A 19795-nucleotide genomic window follows, 5' to 3' on the forward strand; every position below is an offset into this window, starting at 1 on the left:
GCTCGGCGGTGGGCGTCCCGGTCAGCGGTACAGGGCGGCCAGGTCGGCCTCGGTCCCGATCAGGCCGTCCTCCAGCATCAGGTCGGCGAGGACGCCCACGGACTCCTCGTTGACGGCCTCGGGCCAGCGGGGCAGGCGGATGTCGGTCAGGGCGGCCCCGTCGATCTCGGTGTACTCGCCGAGGATGCGGCGCACCTCGTCGGGGTTGGCCTCGGCGTAGGCGAAGGACTCCTGGAGGGCGGCCTCGACGTCGTCGACGAGTTCGGGTTCCCGGGCCAGCATCTCCTCGGAGGTGAAGTAGGCGGCCACGGACAGCTCGGGGTGGGTGTCCACGAAGTTGGAGGCGATCTCGCGGTTGCCCGCGTCGAGGGCGGCGGTGGTGAAGGGCTCGACGAGCCAGGCGGCGTCGATCCGGCCGTTCTCCAGGGCGGGGACCATGTCGGGGAACGCCATCTCGACGAACTCGATGTCGGAGGGGTCGCCGCCCGCCTCGCGGACGGACTCCCGGACGGTGGTGTCGCCGATGTTGAGGAGGTTGTTGGCGGCGACCGTCATGCCCTCCAGGTCGGCGGCGGTCTCCACGGGGCTGTCGTCGCGGACGAACACGGCGCTGAAGTCCGCGCCCTGCTCCCCGTTGCTGGAGACGCCGTTGGCGAACACCTTGAGGGGCAGCCCCTGGTCCCGGGCGACGAGGAGGGAGACGGTGTTGCCGAAGGCGAACTCGAAGTTCCCGCTGACCACGCCGGGGATGGCGGCGGCCCCGCCCGAGCCCGGCTGGATCTCCAGGTCGATGCCGCGGTCGGCGAAGAAGCCCTGGTCGACGCCGAGGTGGAGGGGCGCCACGTCCACGATGGGGATGGCGCCCGCGGTGATCCGGCGCAGGCCGCCCTCCCCGTCCTCCTCGCCACCGCCGCCGGAGCAGGCCGTGGCGAGGACGAGTACGGCGATACAGCTGAGGGCGGTCGACTGTCGGCGCATCTGTGTCTCCTGAGTCGGTCGGCGGTCGGGGAGGGGTCGCCGCGCCGGGGGGCCGGTGGGGGCGGGGCCCGAACTCACGACAGGCCCCGGATGTACGTTTTGCGAACAGCTGTGCTGAAGGCGAACTTAAGTGATCCAGGTCACCGGGTCAAGGGTGTGGCCCGGGTTTCCGGCGCGGGTGGCGGCTTGGCAGTTCTGCGCTTTTCGAGGCAGGGAGTTACTGGATGGCTACAATTCAAGGGATGCCTTAAGCTACAAGAGGCCTTGGACGAGGCGTTCTGTTGTCCTGGCCCGTCAAGGTCACCGAGGAGTATGCGGAATGGTTCCGAACGCTGATCAAGGAGGACCTTCGTTCAGCTGCCCAGGTGGCCGAAGCTGTTGGGGCGTTGCGGCAGGAAGGCCCCATGCTGGGACGACCACTTGTTGACCGGCTCAAGGGATCACGTCTGCACCACCTCAAAGAGCTTCGCCCGGGCTCCGGTGGGAGCTCTGAGATCAGGATCATCTTCGCCTTCGATCCCTCGCGTTCGGCTCTGCTTCTCCTCGGGGGTGACAAGTCGGGAGACTGGAGACGGTGGTACCGGACCAATATCCCGCGTGCCGAGCGGCTCTATGCCGAATACACCGACGAGCCGGAGGAATGAGCATGGCCAAGCGCACACCGGAGGACTGGGAGTCCCTGGAGCAGGAGCTGTACTCGGCGGGCGTCAGCCCTGAGGAAATCGAAGAGGGGACCCGCCTCCTCCTGGCCGAGGCTCGCGGGCACCAGCTTGCCCTCACCCGGAAACGTCATGAGCTCACCCAGCGGGAGATCGCGGAGGCCATGGGGGTGAGCGTCGCCAGAGTGTCCCAGATCGAACACGGCGAGGTCTCCTCCTTCGACGTCGTGGCCCGATACGTGGAGGCGATGGGTGGTCGACTCGAGCTCGTGGCAGACTTCGGCGACCACCTCCTGCGCATGCCCGTCAGCGCTCCGAGGGAAGGGACGGCCGCCTGAGCGGTCAGGCTGCGGGTGTGCCCTGATGGTGGTACAGCCGCCACACTCCGTCGGGGTTCAGGCGCCACAGCGAACTCCGCAGCGCCCGCACCCCGCCGCGGTCGGTGGTGTAGGCCAGGTGCACCACCCCCGGTGCGACCAACCGTCCCGCCATGCCGGTAACCCGGACCGGCGCCGCCCCGGCGGGCACCGGCCCGTCCATGGTCGGCAGCTCGGTCAGTATCGCCTGACGGTTCCAACGTCTCCCTGACCTGCCGACCTCGGTGAACTCCGGGTCCAGCAGCTCCCCCGCCAGGTGCCGTGACGCGCGCACCCGGGGGTCCAGCAGCCGCAGCTCCCCCTCGATCGCCCGCTCGACACCGTCGCCGTCCTCCATGCCGTACCCCTCACCCGCCACACGCGGTGGTTCCTCGCCGCTGGCCGACACACGCCTCGTTCTCCCTTTCCCAGCGTCTCACCACCTCGGGCGGCCCGCTCCCCGGGACAATCCCATGGCAGAGGATTTCGGCATGTCCCGACGCGGCGGCATCTGCGGCCTGAGCGCCGCCGTGGCCGAGAGGTGAGGGCGGGGGCCGAGAGACGAGGAGGTGCCGTGGCTGTGCGACGAGGGGCGGACGGACTCCGGGCGGAGTTCGTCGCCAACCGGGAACGGGTCCGGTCCTGGCCGGGGCGGTGGGGATGCGGTGAGGTCGAGTGGCCGCCCTTCCACGAGATCCCCCGGCCCTGGGTGGTCCCGCCCCGCAAGCGGAAGAGGTGGCTCGAACGACACGCGCCCTTCCTGGAGGAGTACGAGTGGCGGCTGGAGGCGACTCCCGTGGCCGAGGGCGTCAACTCGCTCCAGGCCGTGTGGGCCTTCGGCGGGGGCCACGGGTTCAAGGAGCTGACCATTCGCCTCGGGAGCTACTTCGACCCGGACTACCTGGCCGAGACGCTGGCCCTCGGCATCGGCGCGGCCGGTCTCAGGGGCTGGAAGGACGACGACGTCCACGGCGTGTACACCTGGCTCCGCGACGGTGCGCGCCACTGCCTCTCCCCGGGGTCCGGCGCCGTGCGCGGACAGCACCGCACGGGCTTCCTCCTCTGCTCGATGTCGTGCTTGGCGATCAGCAGCACCGATGTCGTGACCGAGGTCCGCGTCACCCTCACCGGGACCGCACTGGACGGCGCACCGCTCACCGCCGACGGCCGGAGCTGACGTAGGCCCCCCGGGGCCGGGTGCGCCCGCGAAGGCGCGGCCCCGGCCCCGGCGGCGCCGATCGTGCCGTGCCGGCCGCCGTCAGACGCCGGTGAGGACGACCAGGCGCTGCGTCGCGCGGGTCATGGCGACGTAGCGGTCGACCGCACCCTCGATCCCCTCGCCGAACCCCTGCGGGTCGACGAGGACGACAAGGTCGAACTCCAGCCCCTTCGCCAGCTGCGGTGTCAGGGAACGCACGCGCGGCGTCGCCCGGAACGCCGGATCGCCGATGACGCAGGCGGTCCCCTCCGCGTTCCCGGCGAGCCACGCGTCGAGGACCCGGTGCAGGTCCTCGACGGGTCCGTGCGTGACGGGGATCCCGCCGGCGCGCACCGAGGTCGGCACGTTGGCGTCCGGCAGCGCGGCCCGGATGACCGGCTCGGCCTCCGCCATGACCTCCTCCGGCGTCCGGTAGTTGATGCTCAGGGAGGCCGTCTCGATCCGGTCGAACCCGACCCGTTCGAGCCGTTCCCGCCACGGCTCGGTGAACCCGTGCCTGGCCTGGGCGCGGTCCCCGACGATGGTGAAGCTCCGGGAGGGGCAGCGGAGCAGCAGCATGCGCCACTCCGCGTCGGTCAGCTCCTGGGCCTCGTCCACGACGATGTGCGCGAACGGTCCGGCGAGGAGGTCCGGGCTCGCGGAGGGCAGTGCGGCCTCGTCCACCAGGGTGTCCTGGAGGTCCCGTCCGTGCAGCATCGTCACGATGCCCTCGCCGTCGTCGTCCGCCGCGAGCAGGTTGTCGATGACGCCCGACATGCGCTCGCGCTCGGCCGCGACGGCGGCCCTGCGCCGGCGCTCGCGCAGTGACGCCCCCGGGTCGCCCAGGCGCCGGCGCGCCGCGTCCAGGAGCGGCAGGTCGGACACGGTCCAGGCCTGGGCGTCCTCCCGCTGGAGCCCGCGGACCTCGTCCGGGCCCAGCCAGGGCGCGCACAGGCGCAGGTAGGCGGGGACGGACCACAGGTCGCCGACGAGATCGGTCGGCTCGATCATCGGCCACGCGCGCTGGAGGGCCGTGACGAGCTCCTCGTCCCGCATGAGCGAACCGCGCACGAGGTCGGGGGTGACGTCCTCGTCGTCGTGCTTGTCGGCCACGATCGACGCCAGCTCGTCCCAGATCTGCTCGCGCGCCTCGTTGTGCGGGGTCCCCGGCCCGGGGGCCGAGAACGCCTCGGCCCAGTCGTCGGCGCCCAGCCAGACCTCGGACCAGTCCGTGGAGACCGTCATCCCCTCGGTGGGCGGCTTCTCGTAGAACCTGACGGCCGCCTCGATCGAGTCGACCAGGCCCGCCGACGACTTCAGCGCGGCGACCCCGGGGTCCTTCTCCGGCTTCGCCGAGGCGCCCTCCGGGACGAGGTCCCGCAGGGTGCAGGTCTGCACGCCCTCCTCCCCGAGGCTGGGAAGGACGTCGGCGACGTAGGCCAGGTAGGGCTGGTGCGGACCGACGAACAGCACGCCGCCCCGGCGGTGGCCGAGCCGCGGGTCGGAGTACAGGAGGTGGGCGGTGCGGTGCAGGGCGACGACGGTCTTCCCCGTGCCCGGCCCGCCGTCGACGACCAGGGCGCCGCGGGACCCGGCGCGGATGATGGCGTCCTGATCGGCCTGGATGGTGCCGAGCACGTCCCTCATCCGGGACGACCGGTTGTCGCCCAGGCTGGCGATGAAGGCGGACTGGTCGTCGAGGGCGGCGTGCCCCTCGAACCCGTCGGCGGTGAACACCTCGTCCCAGTAGTCGCTGATCCGGCCGCGGGTCCACCGGTACCGGCGGCGGCTGGCCAGCCCCATCGGGTCGGCGTGGGTGGCCGCGAAGAACGGCTCGGCCGCCGGGGAGCGCCAGTCGATCAGGAGGCGGCGCCCCTCGACGTCGGTGAGGCCGAGCCGCCCGATGTAGACGGGACCGGATCCGTCCGCGCCGACGATGTGCCCGAGGCACAGGTCCAGGCCGAAACGGCGCAGGGCGCGCAGGCGGTTGGCCATCCGGTGGATCTCCAGGTCCCGGTCCAGGACCTCACGCCCCTTGCCGACGGGCGCGCTGCGCCGGGCGTCCAGGCGGGCGGACAGTTCGGAGACCGACTGTTCGAGGCTCTGCGCGATGGACGCGAAGTGCCGTTCGTCGTCGGCGATCAGGGCCGGGTCGGCCTTGGCGGCGAGGTGCTCGGGGAGGTCGAACGCGCTGGTGGTGAGGCTGTTCACGCCGTCTCCCATGTCGTCGGTGCTGGTCACGAAGGACGATTCTGCAGCACGACGGGGGTCTTGCCGCAAGCCCCCGGGTGCGCTATAAGTTGAGAGTGGAGAGGAGTTCCCAGAACCCTCTCCTTTTTCGTGCGCCGGGGGCGGGCCCCTGGGGGACGGCCCGGTGGGCCGCCGCACGCGTACGGCGGTCGGCGGCCTCAGCCGGCGGGACGCAGGTGGTCCAGGGCCTCCGGCGGAACCGGGTAGGGGCGCTCCTCGGGGAGCAGGCGGGCGGCCGCGGCGGTGTCCCCCTCCCGGACGAGCGCGTGCACACGCCGGACCAGCGGGGTCACGTCGGTGATGGACACGGTCCACTCGTCGGCGTAGCGCCGCGAGGCCTGCCCGGACAGCCCCAGCTGGAGGGACCGGTGGGCCAGCGGGGCCAGGCTCAGGTCGCGTTCGGGGTCCCACTGCACACGCGCGGAGGACTCCCGCAGCCGACGCCTCCACGTCTCCCGCTCGGTGTGCACGCGGGGCTCGAAGTGCGACAGGCACGCGTCGCGCAGCGCCAGCTCGAACCCCTCACGGCTGATCTCCACCGCCAGCACGGTCTCCTGGTCCTTCTTGAGACCCCACCCGCATCGGTACATCATCCACATGAACGACGGTTTCACCCAGGTCATCCGCTCCCTCTTCCAGGAGGAGGGGAAGCGGCCCTGCCGGGCGGCAGGCAGTCCGATGGAGGGGGTGTAGGCCTGGTAGACGGTGACGGAGGTGTCGGTGTGCAGGGCGCGGATCTGGTACCGCGGGACGTCGGGGGCGTTCATAACCGCTCAGGGTGGTGCCCCGGCCGGTCCCCGGGCAACCGGATTTCCGGGGGCTACCGCTCCCCCACCGGTGGCGCACCGGCCGCTCAGACGACCTCGGGCGCGGCCCGCATGCCGACGTAGGCGTACCGTGTGCCGTCGGCGGACGTCGTGAAGACCACCGGCATCCAGTCCTCCCCGAAGGAGGTACCGCTGACGGATGCCGCGAACACGGTCGCCGTGGCCGTCTCCTCCACCGGCACCAGGTCCGCCTCCAGCGGCGGCGAGAAGCGGCTCATGCCGTCCACGAACTCGTAGACCATCCGGAGGCCGTTCCCGCCCCCGGTGACGGTGATGACGACGCCCGGACGGCGGTAGGCGCCGGTGAGGCGGGCCGTGTCCACGGCGGGAGGCTGCTCCGGAGGGGCGAAGCGGTCGGGCATGCGCACGCCGGCCAGAGCGGCGAGCAGTTCCCCGAACAGGTCGGCGTAGAGGCTGCGCGCCCCTCCCCCGTTGGTGACCAGGGCCAGGGCCACCCCCGCGCCCGGCACCGCGCGCAGGTAGGAGTACTGGCCGGTGGCGGCGCCGTCGTGCCCGAAGCCCCGGACCCCGTCCCAGTCGTACAGGGTCCAGCCCAGGCCCCACCCGGCGGCCTCGACGGACCACTTGTCGGGGGACTCCGCCTGCAGTTCGCGCATGGCCCGCACCGTGCGGGGGGCCAGGACACGGACGCCGTCCGCCGCCCTGCCGTCCTCCAGGTGCGCCCGCGCCAGGCGCACCATGTCTCCGGCGGTGGCCAGGACCATGGCCCCGGGGCTGGACGAACGCGTCATGAGGTCCCAGGCCGGGGCCGGTTCGGGGCCCTCCCCGGCCCCTCCCGTGTGGCCCATCGCCGTGCGGAAGCGCAGGGCCTCCTCCGGGAGGGTCATGGTGTGGTCCAGGCCGAGGGGGTCCAGCACCCGGTCCCTGAGCGCCCGGTCCCAGGTGCTGCCCGTCAGGACCTCGATGACGCGGCCGAGCACGCTGAACCCGCTCGTGCTGTAGGAGAGCGCGGTGCCGGGCGGGCAGTCCAGGTCCTCCTTCGCGCACGCCGCGACGAAGCGCGCCAGGCAGTCGTCGCCCCGACCGGTGTCGACGACGAGGTCGCAGCTGAGGCCGCTCGTGTGGGTGAGGAGGTGGCGCGGGGTGATGACCCCGGCGGCCTCCTCGTCCGCGAGGGAGAAGTCGGGCAGGACGTCGCGCACCGGTGCGTCCAGGTCCAACAGGCCCTCTTCGGCCAGGCCCATCGCCAGGGTGGCGGTGTAGACCTTGGCGACGGAGCCGAGCTGGAAGACCGAGTCGGCCGTGGTCTCCACTCCGGTCCCCCGGTGGAGTACCCCGGTGGCCAGTTCGTGGACGGTGCCGCCGGCGAGGACGGCCAGGGCCGCCCCGGGGACGCGGTGGGCGGCGCCGAGCTCGTCGAGCCGGCCCTGCCAGTGGGAGGTGTCGAAGCCCATGGTCGTTCCCCGCCTTCGTGCGTACAGCGTTCTCTTCTTGCGAACACTGTACGCACAGGGTCGGGTGTGCGCAAGGGAGAACACTGTCCGCTAGTCTCCGCTCGAGGTCGGTGGCGATCGAAGGAGGCTTCGTGGCAGGTCGGGCCGGAGCGGTCCCGTCGGTGTGGGCCAGGCGGAACAAGTCCGGGGGGCAACCCGCGCTGAGCCGGGACCGCATCGTGGCCGAGGCGATCGGACTCCTGGACGAGGAGGGCATCGACGCCCTGAGCATGCGCGCCCTGGGCTCCCGGCTCGACGCCGGGGCCACGTCGCTCTACCGGCACGTGGCCGGCAAGGACGAGCTGATCGAACTCGTCGTTGACGAGGTCTACGGCGAGCTGCCGGTACCGTCCTCCGAAGGGGCCGGGGGCTGGAGGGCCGCGGTCGAGGGCAACGCCCGGGACCTGAGGGCGGCCGCCCTGCGGCACCCGTGGATGGTCTCCGTGCTCGGCCGGGTCGGGCTCTCCCGCCTCGGCCCGAACCTGGCGCAGGTCTCGGAGGGGCTGCTCGGCGTGTTCGAGGCCGCGGGCTTCGGCCTGGAGGAGGCCGACCAGGCCATGAGCACCGTGACCGCCTACGTCATGGGCATGGTGACCAGCGAGGTCGCCTACCTGTCGGTGTTCGCGCGCAGCGGCCGCAGCGAGAGCGAGTGGCGGGAGGGCCTCGCACCCGCCATGGAGGAGTCGCTCCGGGACCTTCCGAGGCTGCGTGCAGGACACGCCGCGCAGGAGGGCAGGAGCCTGGAGGAGATCCGCGACAGCGGTTTCGACTACGGCCTCCAGCGGGTCCTGGACGGACTGGAGGCGCGGCTCGCCCGCCTCGGCGGCGAGGGCTGAGCGCGGGTCAGAGGCCGCGGGCGGGGACGGCGGCCTTGAGCAGCATCTCCTCGTACTCCTCCTCGGGGTCGGAGTCCAGCACGATCGCGCCCCCGGCCCCGATGGTCAGCTCCCCGTCGGCGCTCACGGCCGTGCGGATGACGATGTTCAGGTCGGCGGTACCGGTGTGCGACAGGTAGCCCAGCGCGCCGGAGTAGACGCCGCGGGCCGAGGACTCCAGGCGGTCGATGATCTCCATGGTGCGCACCTTGGGCGCCCCGGTCATCGACCCCCCGGGGAAGCAGGCGCGCACCGCCTCGACGGTGGACACGTCCGGACGGAGCCTCCCGCGCACCGTGGACACCAGCTGGTGCACGGTCGCGTAGGACTCCGTGTACATGAACGCGGGCACCTCCACGCTGCCGACCTCGCACACCTTTCCCAGGTCGTTGCGGAGCAGGTCCACGATCATCAGGTTCTCGGCGCGGGTCTTGGCCCCCGTGCGCAGCTCCTCGGCCGCGCGCGCGTCGGTGGCCGGGTCGGGGTGGCGCGGTGCCGTGCCCTTGATCGGCCGGCTCTCCGCGGTGCGGTCCGCCTCCACCCGCAGGAACCGCTCGGGCGAGGCGCTGAGCACGCTCACGCCGCCCAGGCGCAGCAGGGCGGCGTAGGGCGCGGGGTTGGCGGCGCGCATTCGGCGGTAGAAGTCCAGGACGTCGCCGTCGGCGGGCCTGCGGACGCGGTTGGTCAGGCAGATCTCGTAGCTCTCCCCCGCCGTGAGCTGCCCCAGGCACTCCTTCACGTCGCTGACGTAGCCCTCCCGCGGGCGCTCCAGCAGGGGGGTCAGGTCGGCCGCCGGAGCGGGGGGCGCGGGCGGCGCCGGCGGCGCGAGCCCGTCCAGGGAGGCCAGGGTGCGGGCCAGCCAGTCGTCGCCGTCGGGGAGGCCGTCGGCGCAGACGGCGTAGGTGCGCCCGAGGACGTGGTCCACGGCGACGAAGCGGTCGCAGCGCAGCCACACGGCGTCGGGGGTGGACGACGCGTGGGCGGCGGCGCCCCCCGTGTCGGCCTTGCACTCGTAGCCCAGGTAGCCCACGTAGCCGCCGGTGAAGTCGAAGGGCAGTCCCGTGGGGGCGGGGCCGGGGCGCCCGATCCTGCGCTCGAGGGCGTCGAAGACGCTCCCGGGTTCGCGGTGCTCGGCACCGTCGGCGTCGCGCACGCGGACGGGGCCGCCGACCCTGTAGGTGAGGACCTCGCCGGTGGCGGCGCCGAGGAAGGAGAAGCGGGCGGGCCCCTGGGGCCGGGAGCTGTCCAGCCAGAACGCGTACTCGGCGTCGCCGTACAGGTGGCAGAAGGCGGCCTCGGCGTCGACGGCGCGCGGTAGTTCGAGGGTTCGCGGCGCGCCCGAGGGGCGGGCGGCGGGCGTCTCGGGCGCCCGGGGGTGCACCGCCGCGGGAGGGGCGGGGGCGGCCTCGGCGGCGGACGCGCGTGCCCCCGACAGCGCCTGCGCGGGGCGGGACGCGGACAGGTGCGCGCGGGCCATGTCCAGGAAGTTCGCGACCAGGTCCGCTCCGAAGTCGCTGGCCACCGACTCGGGGTGGAACTGCACCCCCCAGCGGGGCAGGCGCCGGTGCTCCAGCGCCATGACCACGTCGTCCTCCGCCCAGGCGGTCGCGGCCAGGGGCTCGGGAAGGGGCGCCGGGACGGCCAGGGAGTGGTAGCGCACGGCGGTGAAGTCCTGCGGGACACCCGCGAAGAGGCCGCGGCCCGTGTGCCGGACCCGCGTCAGGTGGCCGTGGCGGGGCTGGGGGGCGGAGACCACGTCGGCTCCGGCCAGGTGGGCGATGGCCTGGTGGCCCAGGCACACGCCCAGGACCGGAAGGCGCCCGTCCGCCAGGAGGTCGGGGACGCGGCCCAGGTCGCGGGGGTTCTGGGGTCGGCCCGGCCCGGGCGAGACGACGACGGCGTCCACGGAGGACGTGTCGAACGCGGCCCAGCGGGGGTCGTCGTTGGTGAGGACCAGGGGGGTGTCGCCGAGGACGTGCGCCACCAGTTGGACGAGGTTGTACGTGTAGGAGTCGTGGTTGTCGATCAGCAGCAGTCTCAAGAGGGAATCCGCAGGTAGAGGTCCTAGGCGGTCCCGATATCAACCGGTCTGCCCGGGGGTTCCCGGGATCTCCGCTCCAGGTCCATTCCACGAGGAGAACGCACATCCCGCCATTTCTGTCCTATTTTGACACCTCAGGTTGCGGCCCGACCCTCTCGTGGCTGGCAGGGGACCGTTCCGCCGGGCCCCAGGGACGGGGGCCGGGGTACGGGACGCGCTTCCGACGGTTGCCGGAGGAGGTGGGGACGGCGTGAACGGGCGGGGAGGGACCCGGGCGGCCTGGTGTGCGCCCGGTGCGGGGAGGGCACGGCGGTTCCGTCCACAGGTACGTGAGGGGCCTGGTGGCGGGATGCCGGTCCGGGTAGACAGGTAGTCAGAGGTGGAAGGCGGCTCCTCCACCGGACAGGGAGTGGACGATGTCCTACGTGATGGCCATGGCCGTGATCCTCATCATGGTGGCGCTGGGCGCCCTCCTCGTCGGGGCGGTGACCACCGTGTCGGGCTCCGCGCGGTTCGACCACCCGCGTCCGGCGTGGAGGCAGCACTCCGCCGCGCCCGGACACGGGGTCCCGGACGCGGCGGAGGAGGAGCTGCGCCTGAGATACGCGCGCGGCGAGATCGGCCGCGAGGAGTTCCTCCAGCGCAAGATCGATCTGGAGCGCTGACCGCCCGGCCCTCCTGCGGCCGGGCTCAGCCGGTCATCTCCTCCAGGGTCTTGCCCCGGGTCTCCTTCACACACTTCCAGACGAAGAAGAACGAGATCGCCGCGAAGGCCGCGTAGATCAGGTAGGCCCCGCTCAGGTTCCAGTCGCGCAGGCTCGGGAAGCTCACCGTGACCAGCCAGTTGGCCAGCCACTGCGTGGCGGTGGCCACCCCCATCGCCGCCGCCCTGATGCGCAGCGGGAACATCTCCCCCAGCAGCACCCACACGACCACACCCCACGACAGGCCGTAGAAGAGGACGAACGAGCTCGCCCCGGTGAGCGCCACCACTCCCCAGCCGAAGCCCAACTGCGCCGTGTCGCCCACCACCGTGGCATGGCTGAACGCGAACGCGGTCGCGGCCAGGGTCACCGTCATGCCCGCGGAGCCCACCAGCAGCAGGGGCCTGCGGCCGATCCGGTCCACCAGCAGGATCGCCACGACCGTGCCGACGATGTTGATCACCGAGGTGAACAGGCTCAACAGGAGGGAGTCCCCCTCGGGGACCCCCACGGACTGCCACAGGGAGCTGGAGTAGTAGAAGATCACGTTGATGCCGACGAGCTGCTGGAACGCCGAGAGCGCCATGCCGACCCACACGATCGGCAGCAGGCCGAACCGCCCGCGCAGGTCCCGGAGCCGGGCGGGCCTCTCCGAGCCCAGCGCCTCCCGGATATCCGCGATCCGCCGGGCCACCTGCCGGTCTCCGCCGCCCTCCACGCGGCCCAGGACCTCTCCGGCCTCGTCCGCGCGGCCGACCCGCACCAGGAAACGCGGGGACTCGGGGATGACCAGGCTGACCAGGAGGTACACCAGGGCGGGCACGAGTTCGGCCGCCAGCATCCACTGCCAGGCCTGGACCGGTCCGAGCATGTTGTGCGCGCTGCCGCCCGCCAGGCTCGCCAAAAGGTAGTTCACCAGCTGGGAGGCGGCGATGCCCAGGACGATGGCCAGCTGTTGGAGGGAGGCCAGTCGGCCGCGGTAGGCGGCCGGGGACACCTCGGCGATGTAGGTCGGGGCGATCACCGAGGCGATGCCGATCGCCACACCGCTGAGCACCCGCCAGGCGGTGAGGTCCAAGATGGAGAAGGGCAGCGCCATCCCCAGGGCGCTCACGGCGAACAGCACGCCCGCGATCCGCATCGTGCTGATCCGGCCCCTGCGGTCGGCCAGCCAGCCGGTGATCGCCGCGCCCACCACCGAGCCGAGCAGGGTGGAGGCCACGGTGAAGCCCAGAACGGCGGAGTTCACCTCGAACCGCTGCTGGATGGCGTCCACGGCCCCGTTGATGACCGCGCTGTCGTAACCGAACAGGAAACCGCCCATCGCCGCCGCGGCGGCGATCAGGGTCACCCGTGCGAGACCTGCTCCCTCCGCCCGGCCCGTCCCCCCGGCGCCGGGCCCGCCCGTCCTCGTCATCCCCGCTCCCTCCTCGGCGGCACTCCGCCGCGGTCGGCCGTCACCGACAGGGTGAACGCGGTGCGGGGGCAGGGGGACGGACGAAACGCCCACGGGGAAAAAGATGCCCGGCGCTTGGGCCCCAGCCGACCGGTCGCCTACCGGGGACGGGGACGCGGACAGGTCAGCCGGTCATCTCCTCCAGGGTCTTGCCCCGGGTCTCCTTGACGAACTTCCACACCAGGAAGAACGAGATCGCCGCGAAGGCCGCGTAGATCAGGTAGGCCCCGCTCAGGTTCCAGTCGCGCAGGCTCGGGAAGCTCACCGTGACCAGCCAGTTGGCCAGCCACTGCGTGGCGGTGGCCACCCCCATCGCCGCCGCCCTGATGCGCAGCGGGAACATCTCCCCCAGCAGCACCCACACGACCACACCCCACGACAGGGCGAAGAACAGCACGAACAGGCTGGCCGCGGCCAGGGCCACCGCGCCCCACACGAACGGCAGGGACACCTCCTCGCCGTCCACGACCGCGTTGGAGAAGGCGTAGGCGGCCAGGGCGAGCGCCACGGTCATGCCGGCGGAGCCCACCAGCAGCAGGGGCTTGCGGCCGATCCGGTCCACCAGCAGGATCGCCACGAAGGTGCCGACGATGTTCACGACGGAGGTGAACAGGCTCAGCAGCAGCGAGTCGGTCTCGGCCACACCGACCGACTGCCACAGGGAGCTGGAGTAGTAGAAGATCACGTTGATGCCGACGAGCTGCTGGAACGCCGACACCGCCATACCGATCCACACGATGGGCAGGAGGCCGTGGCGTCCGGTCAGGTCGCGCAGCCGGGGCCGGACCTCCGAGCCCAGGGCCTCGCGGATCTCCCCGATCCTGCGGTTGACCCGTTCCGTCCCGCCGCCCTCGACGTCGGCGAGGATGCCGCGGGCCTTGTCCACGCGCCCCACACGGACCAGGTAGCGGGGGGACTCGGGGATGAGCAGGCTCAGGCCCAGGTAGACCAGGGCAGGAAGCATCTCGACGCCCAGCATCCACTGCCAGGCCTGGAGCGGTCCGAGCATGTTGTGCGCGCTGCCGTCGGCCATCTGCGCGATTCCGAAGTTGACCAGCTGGGAGGCGGCGATGCCCAGGACGATGGCCAGCTGTTGGAGGGAGGCCAGTCGGCCGCGGTAGGCGGCCGGGGACACCTCGGCGATGTAGGTCGGGGCGATCACCGACGCCAGCCCGATGGCCGCACCTCCCACGATGCGCCACGCGGTCAGGTCCCACACCGTGAAGGGGAGGGCCGATCCGACGGCGCTCACCGCGAACAGCACACCCGCGATCTGCATGACCCTGATGCGGCCGAGCCGGTCGGCCAGTCCGCCGGCGACCGCGGCGCCCAGCACACACCCCAGGAGCGCGGACGCGACCGTGAAGCCGAGTGTGGCCGCGCCGACGTCGAACCGCTGCTGGATGGCGTCCACGGCCCCGTTGATGACCGAGCTGTCGTAACCGAAGAGGAAACCGCCCATCGCCGCCGCGGCGGCGATCATCGTCACGTGGACGATGTTGCCCTCACCCTCCGGAGTCTTCCCCGTACTGGACTGACTGGCTCCGCTCACGTCCACTGCCCCCAGCGCCATGTTGGTCGATAGCCCTCCAGGGTGAGCACACAAGGCGGCGGAGGTCACGGACAAAACGCCCACGGGACAAAAGTTGTCCGGGGATTGGCGCTTCCGCGCCCCGGTTCGCCCCGGCACCGGGCCCCTCCGGCTGCCGGAAGCGGGGGCCTTCTCCCGGAACCGGCGCCCCCACGGTCGGGACCGCACGCCCGACGGGTGCCGGGTCGGCGCGGGCGGCTCCGCGCCGGACGGGAAACGGCGCTTCCGCACAAGACCTGCGCCGTGTTTTTGGCTCGTCCGGCGGCTGCGCGTTCCCGGCCCGCCCCTCCAGGATCATGACGTGACCACTTATCCCGCCCTGGCCGAGAAGGCCGTCCGCCGACAGAAGCCCACCCGGGAAGAACTCCTCGCGGTCCTGGCCGGCCCCGACGACGACCTGCTGGACCTGGTCGCCGCCGCTTTCCGGGTCCGGCTGCGCTACTTCGGGCGCCGCGTCAAGCTCAACTACCTCGTGAACATGAAGAGCGGCCTGTGCCCCGAGGACTGCTCCTACTGCTCCCAGCGCCTGGGTTCGCGGGCGGGCGTCGTCAAGTACACCTGGCTCAAGCCCGACGAGACCCGTGCGGCCGTGGCGGCCGGGGTCGGGGCCGGGGCCATCCGCGTCTGCCTGGTGGCCAGCGGTCGCGGGCCCACCGACCGCGACGTGGCCCGGCTCGCCCCCGCCATCGAGGGCATCAAGGCCGAGCACCCGGGCGTGGAGGTGTGCGCCTGCCTCGGCCTCCTCTCCGAGGGGCAGGCCGAGCGCCTGCGCGAGGCAGGGGCGGACGCCTACAACCACAACCTCAACACGTCGGAGGAGCGCTACTCCGACATCTGCACCACCCACGGGTTCGCCGACCGGGTGGACACGGTCGAGAAGGCCAAGCAGGCCGGCCTCTCCCCCTGCTCCGGCCTGATCGCGGGCATGGGGGAGAGCGACGACGACCTGGTCGACGCCCTCCTGGCCCTGCGGGAGCTGGGTCCGGACTCGGTTCCGGTCAACTTCCTCATGCCCTTCGACGGCACCCCGTTGGAGGGGACCTGGGAGCTGACACCGCAGAGGTGCCTGCGCATCCTGGCCGCGGCCCGGTTCGTCTTCCCCGACGTGGAGGTGCGCCTGGCGGGGGGCCGTGAGATCCACCTGCGCTCCCTCCAGCCGCTCGCCCTGCACATCGCCAACTCGGTGTTCCTGGGCGACTACCTCACCAGCGAGGGGCAGGCGGGCCGGGCCGACCGGGAGATGATCGAGGACGCCGGCTTCGCGGTACAGGGCGCGGGCGGGCCCGCCCTGCCGGGCGACCGCAGCGAACTGCTGAAACCGCGGCTGCGGGGTGCGGGGACGGCTCTTCCGCCCAATGTCTGACGTGCGTGCGCCCCTGTGGCCGGGAGCCCCGGCGCCGTGGGCGTCCGCCGAGGGCTCGTGCCCACGGGGCCCGCGTCCCGGGGGCCACCGGTCAGCGCTGGACGGGCTGCTCGGTGCCGTTCCAGAGGGGTGCCTGCTGGTAGCTCTGGGCCAGCTCGGCGGCCACCGCGTCCTCCTGGCGGTCGCGCACGCACTTGGCGAGCGTGAACGTGGACGTGACGACGTAGAGCAGGCCGAGCCCGAGGAACGCGCGGATCCAGAGGTCGACGGGGAGGTAGACGATGCCCGCGCCGACGCCGACCGAGGAGATCCCGAAGGAGATCGCGGACTGGAGGTAGAAGTGGGGGGAGGACCGGGGGGTGAAGGTGTTCATGTCCCCAGGGTGCCCCGCCCCACGCCTCCACGCCTGAGTACCGCTACTCAACGGCCCGTCGCCGTGTCCCCGGCCGGCTCAGGCCGGGCTCGTCGACCGGTCGGGGCGGAAGGCGGACAGGTCGACACCCGGGTCCTCCCCCATGGCCAACCGGGCCGCGACCACGCCCTGGAAGGGGCCGAAGCTCAGCCCCTGTCCGCCCAGGCCCGTGGCCACGAGCACGCCGGGGAGCCGCTCCACCGGGCCCAGCAGCTGCAGGCCGTCGGGCGTGCCCGGCCGGAACCCCACCCGCGTCTCCACGACCGTCGCCTCCCCCAGCTCGGGCAGCACCTCCAGCGCGGTGGAGAGGTTGTGCAGCAGCCCCGAGGCCGTCACCCTCCGGTCGAACCCGGCCCCGGGCTCCAGCGTGCCCCCCGTGACCACCCGGTCCGGGCCGAACGCGGACACGAAGTAGTCGCGTTCGCCGAAGCGCACCACCGGCCAGGCCCGTGTGTCCCGGCCGGGGAGCGCGAAGTGGGTCATCTGGCCGCGTACCGGTTGCACCGGAAGGTCGACCCCGGCGACCGCGAGCAGCCCCGCCGACCAGGCCCCCGCCGCGACGATCACCACGGGCGCCTCCAGGTCGTCGGAGCCCACCCTCACCCCGGTGACCCGGTGGCCGTTCCAGAGCAGGCGTGAGTCGCCCTTGAAGTAGCGCAGGCCCCGCTCCTCGGCCGCGTTGAACAGCGCCGCACGGGCGGCCCGGCCGTTCAGCCTCGCCATGCCCTCGATGTACAGGCCGCCGTAGGGCTCGGGCACCAGGGGGAACCGGGCGCGCGGCTCCCCCGGGGCCAGCCGCTCCACCCGGCCCATCGTCGCGAACTCCGGGCGCTCGGACAGGGTGCGCATCAGGTCGAACCCGGCGTCGTCCCCCTCCAGGTCCACCGACATCCCGCCGACCACCTCGTAGCCGGGGGCGTGCCCGTCCTCCGAGAGCTCGGCCATGAGCAGGGGGTAGTGCTCCGCGGCGCGGGCCTTGAAGCCCCATACCGGCGCGGCGTCCCACGGGAGCGGCCAGGGGAAGACGACACCCGTCCCGGCCGCAGTGGCCTGCCCCAGGTGCGAGGCGTCCACCAGCGCGGTGGACACGCCCTTCTTGGCCAGGTGGAACGCCGCGCTCGTCCCCACGATCCCGCCGCCGACCACGATCACGTCCATGCCCCCACCCTGCCCCTCCCGGCTCCGCGGGACAAGCCGGACGGCCCGCGTGCCGTGACCGGGAAAGGGGTAAGGGTGCGCGATAGGTTGTGCTCTCCCGAGAGCCGACCCCCGATCCCCTGGAGGACGTGTACGTGGACGGATACACCTACTACGGGGTCGCCCTGATGCGCCGCCCCGGCCCCGAGCTGGCGCAGGGCATCGTGACCCACATGGAGCGGACGCCCGTGGACCCGGTCCTGGCCGCACGCCAGTACACGATCTACCAGGAGGCCGTCGCCTCGGCGGGGTGGCGGGTGCACGAGGTCGAGACGGCTCCGGCCCTGCCCGACTCGGTGTTCGTGGAGGACCCGGTGGTGGTGTGCGAGGACCTCGCGATCCTGGCGCGGCCCGGCGCCGACACCCGGCGGGGCGAGGTCGACGGGGTGGAGGCGTCGGTGCGCCTGCTGGGGCTGCGGGTGGCCCGGATCGAGGCTCCCGGGACGCTGGACGGCGGCGATGTGCTCCAGGTGGGGTCGACCGTCTACGTGGGGGTGGGCGGGCGCACCGACGCCGACGGCGCCGCCCAGCTCGAACAGCTGGTCAAGCCCCTGGGCCGCGAGGTCGTCCGCGTGGAGCTGGGCCGCGCGCTGCACCTGAAGTCCGCGGTGACCGCCCTGCCGGACGGCTCGCTGATCGGACTGTCCGAGCTGGTGGACGCCGACGCCCTGCCGCCGGTCCGCCGCCCACCGGAGGAGCGGGGCGCGCACGTGCTGCCCCTGGGAGGGCGGGACGTGCTGGTCAGCGCCGCCGCGCACGAGACCGTCCACGAGCTGGCGGCCGAGGGGTGGCGGGTGCTGCCGGTGGACATCTCGGAATTCGAGAAGCTGGAGGCGTGCGTGACCTGCCTGAGCGTCCTGATCCCGGACCGGGCGCGCTGATCCGGGAGGCCGGGCGTGCGGGCGGCGGGGGCGCGGACCGAAAGGCGTCCGGGCCCCGCCCGCCCCGAATGTCCGTGGCGGTGCGTAGCGTCGCGGGCGCGGCAGAGCGAAACAGTGCCGGATCCCGTCCCCCGCACGGGGCCCGCCCGGAGGGAGACCACCATGGCCTACGCCGACGCCAACGGCGTCCACACCTACTACGAGGAGAGCGGTGCGGGAGAACCCCTGCTCCTGATGCACGGCGGGTTCGGCACGGCGGACGACTTCCAGGGAGGACTCGCCGCGCTGTCCGACACCTACCGCGTCCTCGTCCCGGAGCGCCGCGGGCACGGGCGCACGGCCGACGTGGAGGGGCCCTACGCCCTGGAGACGCTGGCCCTGGACACCGCCGCGTTCGTGGAGGAGGTGGCGGGCGGACCGGTCCGCATCGCCGCCTACAGCCACGGCGCGATGGTCGCGCTGACGCTGGCCGTGCTGCGTCCGGACCTGGTGTCACGCCTGGTGCTGATCAGCGGGGTGTTCCACCACTCCGCGCTGCTCTCCAAACCCGGCCCCGAGGGCGAACTGCCCGAGATGGTCGCCGGGCCCTACGCCGCCCTCTCCCCGGACGGTCCCGACCACATCCGCGTGGTCCTGCGCAAGGTGGCCGAGTCCATGGCCGTCGAGCCCGCGATGGAGAGCGCCGACCTGGCCGGGGTGAGGGCGCCGACGCTCGTGATGGTGGGCGACGACGACATCGTGCCCGTCGAGCACGCCGTGGCGGCGTACCGGGGCCTGCCCTCGGCGGAGCTGGCGGTGGTGCCGCACGCCTCCCACGCTCTGCTGTGGGAGCGGCCGGAGGAGTGCGCCTCCCACGTGCGGAGGTTCCTGGCCGGGGACGGTCCGCCCACCTTCATGCCCGTCCGGCGCGGGGCCTGACCCCGGGGACCGGTCGTTCTGCGACCCCCGGTACCGGCCGCGGGGCCGTTCTGCCGTCGGCAGAGGCGGAAACCCCGGCCGGGCCCCGAGGCGTTGTCCCGTACGCACCGACGAACGAGCACACGGGAGCACGATGAGCGCTGTGAGGCTGATCCGCAGCCAGACCCTGACCGAACACGTGGACTACGCCTACGCGGCCACGGCGAGCGCCCCGGCACGGGTCGTGTGGACCGCCGGGGCGTGCCCCCTGGACGAGGACGGCGGCACCGTCGCCGTGGGCGACTACGCGGGCCAGGCCCACCAGGTCATGCGCAACCTGCGCACCGCCCTCGACGACGCCGGGGCCGCCCTCACCGACGTCGTCCGGACCACGGTGTACGTGGCGTCCGCCAGACAGGAGGACCTGGTGAAGGCCTGGGACGTGGTGCGCGAGCACATGGGCGGGCACGACGCGCCCAGCACCCTGCTCGGTGTGGCCGCGCTCGGCTACGACGACCAGCTCGTCGAGGTGGAGGCGGTCGCGGTCACCGCGGACTGAGCCACCGCCGGGGCGCGGGGCCGGAAGACGCCCTCCCCGCTCCGTCCGGGAACCGCCCGCCGGTCCCGGACGGAGCGGGTCCCGGACGCGGGAAACC

General features: G+C 72.8%; 19 protein-coding genes. 9 read left to right on the plus strand and 10 right to left on the minus strand.

Annotation, left to right across the window (positions count from 1 at the left end):
- Positions 1–21: 21 nt before the first annotated feature.
- A complete protein-coding gene (locus tag OUQ99_RS14930; RefSeq protein WP_267950062.1) occupies positions 22–978 on the minus strand; it encodes an ABC transporter substrate-binding protein in 957 nt (318 codons plus the stop codon).
- 281 nt (positions 979–1259) lie between these two features.
- On the opposite strand from OUQ99_RS14930, the gene OUQ99_RS14935 reads away from it, so the two are divergent.
- Entirely contained in the window at positions 1260–1622 is a 363-nt protein-coding gene (locus OUQ99_RS14935) for a type II toxin-antitoxin system RelE/ParE family toxin (RefSeq protein WP_267950063.1), read from the plus strand.
- A gap of 2 nt (positions 1623–1624) precedes the next feature.
- Positions 1625–1975 (plus strand): helix-turn-helix domain-containing protein, encoded by a 351-nt coding sequence (locus OUQ99_RS14940; protein WP_267950064.1) that lies wholly within the window; start codon positions 1625–1627, stop codon positions 1973–1975.
- A 4-nt stretch (positions 1976–1979) separates the two neighbouring features.
- Here OUQ99_RS14940 and OUQ99_RS14945 read toward each other — a convergent pair whose 3' ends face one another.
- Positions 1980–2372 (minus strand): nuclear transport factor 2 family protein, encoded by a 393-nt coding sequence (locus tag OUQ99_RS14945; protein ID WP_267950065.1) that lies wholly within the window; start codon positions 2370–2372, stop codon positions 1980–1982.
- 195 nt (positions 2373–2567) lie between these two features.
- Here OUQ99_RS14945 and OUQ99_RS14950 point away from each other — a divergent pair, with 195 nt between their 5' ends.
- Positions 2568–3170, plus strand: a complete 603-nt coding sequence (locus OUQ99_RS14950) for a hypothetical protein (protein ID WP_267950066.1) — start codon at positions 2568–2570, stop codon at positions 3168–3170.
- Positions 3171–3251: 81 nt separating this feature from the next.
- On the opposite strand, the gene helR is transcribed toward OUQ99_RS14950, so the two are convergent.
- The 3 genes from helR to OUQ99_RS14965 form a co-directional block, all read right to left on the minus strand.
- On the minus strand, positions 3252–5414 hold the full coding sequence (gene helR, locus OUQ99_RS14955) for an RNA polymerase recycling motor ATPase HelR (RefSeq protein WP_267950383.1): 2163 nt from the start codon (positions 5412–5414) through the stop codon (positions 3252–3254).
- Positions 5415–5599: 185 nt separating this feature from the next.
- On the minus strand, positions 5600–6208 hold the full coding sequence (locus OUQ99_RS14960) for a DUF4291 domain-containing protein (protein ID WP_267950067.1): 609 nt from the start codon (positions 6206–6208) through the stop codon (positions 5600–5602).
- A gap of 86 nt (positions 6209–6294) precedes the next feature.
- Positions 6295–7683, minus strand: a complete 1389-nt coding sequence (locus OUQ99_RS14965) for a serine hydrolase domain-containing protein (protein ID WP_267950068.1) — start codon at positions 7681–7683, stop codon at positions 6295–6297.
- 131 nt (positions 7684–7814) lie between these two features.
- On the opposite strand from OUQ99_RS14965, the gene OUQ99_RS14970 reads away from it, so the two are divergent.
- Positions 7815–8558: a TetR/AcrR family transcriptional regulator gene (locus OUQ99_RS14970; protein WP_267950069.1), complete on the plus strand. Its 744-nt coding sequence runs from the start codon at positions 7815–7817 to the stop codon at positions 8556–8558.
- A gap of 7 nt (positions 8559–8565) precedes the next feature.
- On the opposite strand, the gene pabB is transcribed toward OUQ99_RS14970, so the two are convergent.
- Positions 8566–10638 carry an aminodeoxychorismate synthase component I gene (pabB, locus tag OUQ99_RS14975; RefSeq protein WP_267950070.1) on the minus strand — a complete coding sequence of 691 codons (2073 nt, stop codon included), beginning with the start codon at positions 10636–10638 and terminating at the stop codon, positions 8566–8568.
- A gap of 416 nt (positions 10639–11054) precedes the next feature.
- Between pabB and OUQ99_RS14980 the strand changes: the two genes are divergently transcribed.
- Complete coding sequence (locus OUQ99_RS14980) at positions 11055–11303, plus strand: SHOCT domain-containing protein (RefSeq protein ID WP_267950071.1); 249 nt, start codon at positions 11055–11057, stop codon at positions 11301–11303.
- 25 nt (positions 11304–11328) lie between these two features.
- Here OUQ99_RS14980 and OUQ99_RS14985 read toward each other — a convergent pair whose 3' ends face one another.
- Positions 11329–12759, minus strand: a complete 1431-nt coding sequence (locus OUQ99_RS14985) for a sugar porter family MFS transporter (RefSeq protein WP_267950072.1) — start codon at positions 12757–12759, stop codon at positions 11329–11331.
- A 163-nt stretch (positions 12760–12922) separates the two neighbouring features.
- Positions 12923–14371 (minus strand): sugar porter family MFS transporter, encoded by a 1449-nt coding sequence (locus OUQ99_RS14990; RefSeq protein ID WP_431061509.1) that lies wholly within the window; start codon positions 14369–14371, stop codon positions 12923–12925.
- A 319-nt stretch (positions 14372–14690) separates the two neighbouring features.
- Here OUQ99_RS14990 and bioB point away from each other — a divergent pair, with 319 nt between their 5' ends.
- Positions 14691–15752, plus strand: coding sequence for a biotin synthase BioB (bioB, locus tag OUQ99_RS14995; protein WP_267950074.1), 1062 nt, complete (start codon positions 14691–14693; stop codon positions 15750–15752).
- 91 nt (positions 15753–15843) lie between these two features.
- On the opposite strand, the gene OUQ99_RS15000 is transcribed toward bioB, so the two are convergent.
- Positions 15844–16125: a YiaA/YiaB family inner membrane protein gene (locus OUQ99_RS15000; protein ID WP_267950075.1), complete on the minus strand. Its 282-nt coding sequence runs from the start codon at positions 16123–16125 to the stop codon at positions 15844–15846.
- Between the two features lie 78 nt (positions 16126–16203).
- Positions 16204–17322 (minus strand): NAD(P)/FAD-dependent oxidoreductase, encoded by a 1119-nt coding sequence (locus OUQ99_RS15005; RefSeq protein ID WP_267950076.1) that lies wholly within the window; start codon positions 17320–17322, stop codon positions 16204–16206.
- A 134-nt stretch (positions 17323–17456) separates the two neighbouring features.
- Here OUQ99_RS15005 and ddaH point away from each other — a divergent pair, with 134 nt between their 5' ends.
- From ddaH to OUQ99_RS15020, 3 genes are all read left to right on the plus strand, one after another.
- Positions 17457–18242 carry a dimethylargininase gene (ddaH, locus tag OUQ99_RS15010; RefSeq protein ID WP_276567192.1) on the plus strand — a complete coding sequence of 262 codons (786 nt, stop codon included), beginning with the start codon at positions 17457–17459 and terminating at the stop codon, positions 18240–18242.
- 162 nt (positions 18243–18404) lie between these two features.
- Positions 18405–19160, plus strand: coding sequence for an alpha/beta fold hydrolase (locus OUQ99_RS15015; RefSeq protein ID WP_267950077.1), 756 nt, complete (start codon positions 18405–18407; stop codon positions 19158–19160).
- A gap of 133 nt (positions 19161–19293) precedes the next feature.
- A complete protein-coding gene (locus OUQ99_RS15020; protein WP_267950078.1) occupies positions 19294–19698 on the plus strand; it encodes a RidA family protein in 405 nt (134 codons plus the stop codon).
- Positions 19699–19795: the final 97 nt, after the last annotated feature.

The organism is Streptomonospora nanhaiensis (assembly GCF_026642255.1).
Classification (GTDB): Bacteria; Actinomycetota; Actinomycetes; order Streptosporangiales; family Streptosporangiaceae; genus Nocardiopsis; species Nocardiopsis tropica.

Coding starts and splice junctions, on each gene's coding strand:
- OUQ99_RS14940 (WP_267950064.1), top strand. CDS start 1,625: ATGGCCAAGCGCACACCGGAGGACTGGGAGTCCCTGGAGCAGGAGCTG.
- helR (WP_267950383.1), bottom strand. CDS start 5,414: ATGGGAGACGGCGTGAACAGCCTCACCACCAGCGCGTTCGACCTCCCC.
- OUQ99_RS14965 (WP_267950068.1), bottom strand. CDS start 7,683: ATGGGCTTCGACACCTCCCACTGGCAGGGCCGGCTCGACGAGCTCGGC.
- OUQ99_RS14930 (WP_267950062.1), bottom strand. CDS start 978: ATGCGCCGACAGTCGACCGCCCTCAGCTGTATCGCCGTACTCGTCCTC.
- OUQ99_RS14960 (WP_267950067.1), bottom strand. CDS start 6,208: ATGAACGCCCCCGACGTCCCGCGGTACCAGATCCGCGCCCTGCACACC.
- OUQ99_RS15000 (WP_267950075.1), bottom strand. CDS start 16,125: ATGAACACCTTCACCCCCCGGTCCTCCCCCCACTTCTACCTCCAGTCC.
- OUQ99_RS15015 (WP_267950077.1), top strand. CDS start 18,405: ATGGCCTACGCCGACGCCAACGGCGTCCACACCTACTACGAGGAGAGC.
- OUQ99_RS14980 (WP_267950071.1), top strand. CDS start 11,055: ATGTCCTACGTGATGGCCATGGCCGTGATCCTCATCATGGTGGCGCTG.
- OUQ99_RS14990 (WP_431061509.1), bottom strand. CDS start 14,371: ATGGCGCTGGGGGCAGTGGACGTGAGCGGAGCCAGTCAGTCCAGTACG.
- OUQ99_RS14985 (WP_267950072.1), bottom strand. CDS start 12,759: ATGACGAGGACGGGCGGGCCCGGCGCCGGGGGGACGGGCCGGGCGGAG.
- OUQ99_RS15005 (WP_267950076.1), bottom strand. CDS start 17,322: ATGGACGTGATCGTGGTCGGCGGCGGGATCGTGGGGACGAGCGCGGCG.
- OUQ99_RS15020 (WP_267950078.1), top strand. CDS start 19,294: ATGAGCGCTGTGAGGCTGATCCGCAGCCAGACCCTGACCGAACACGTG.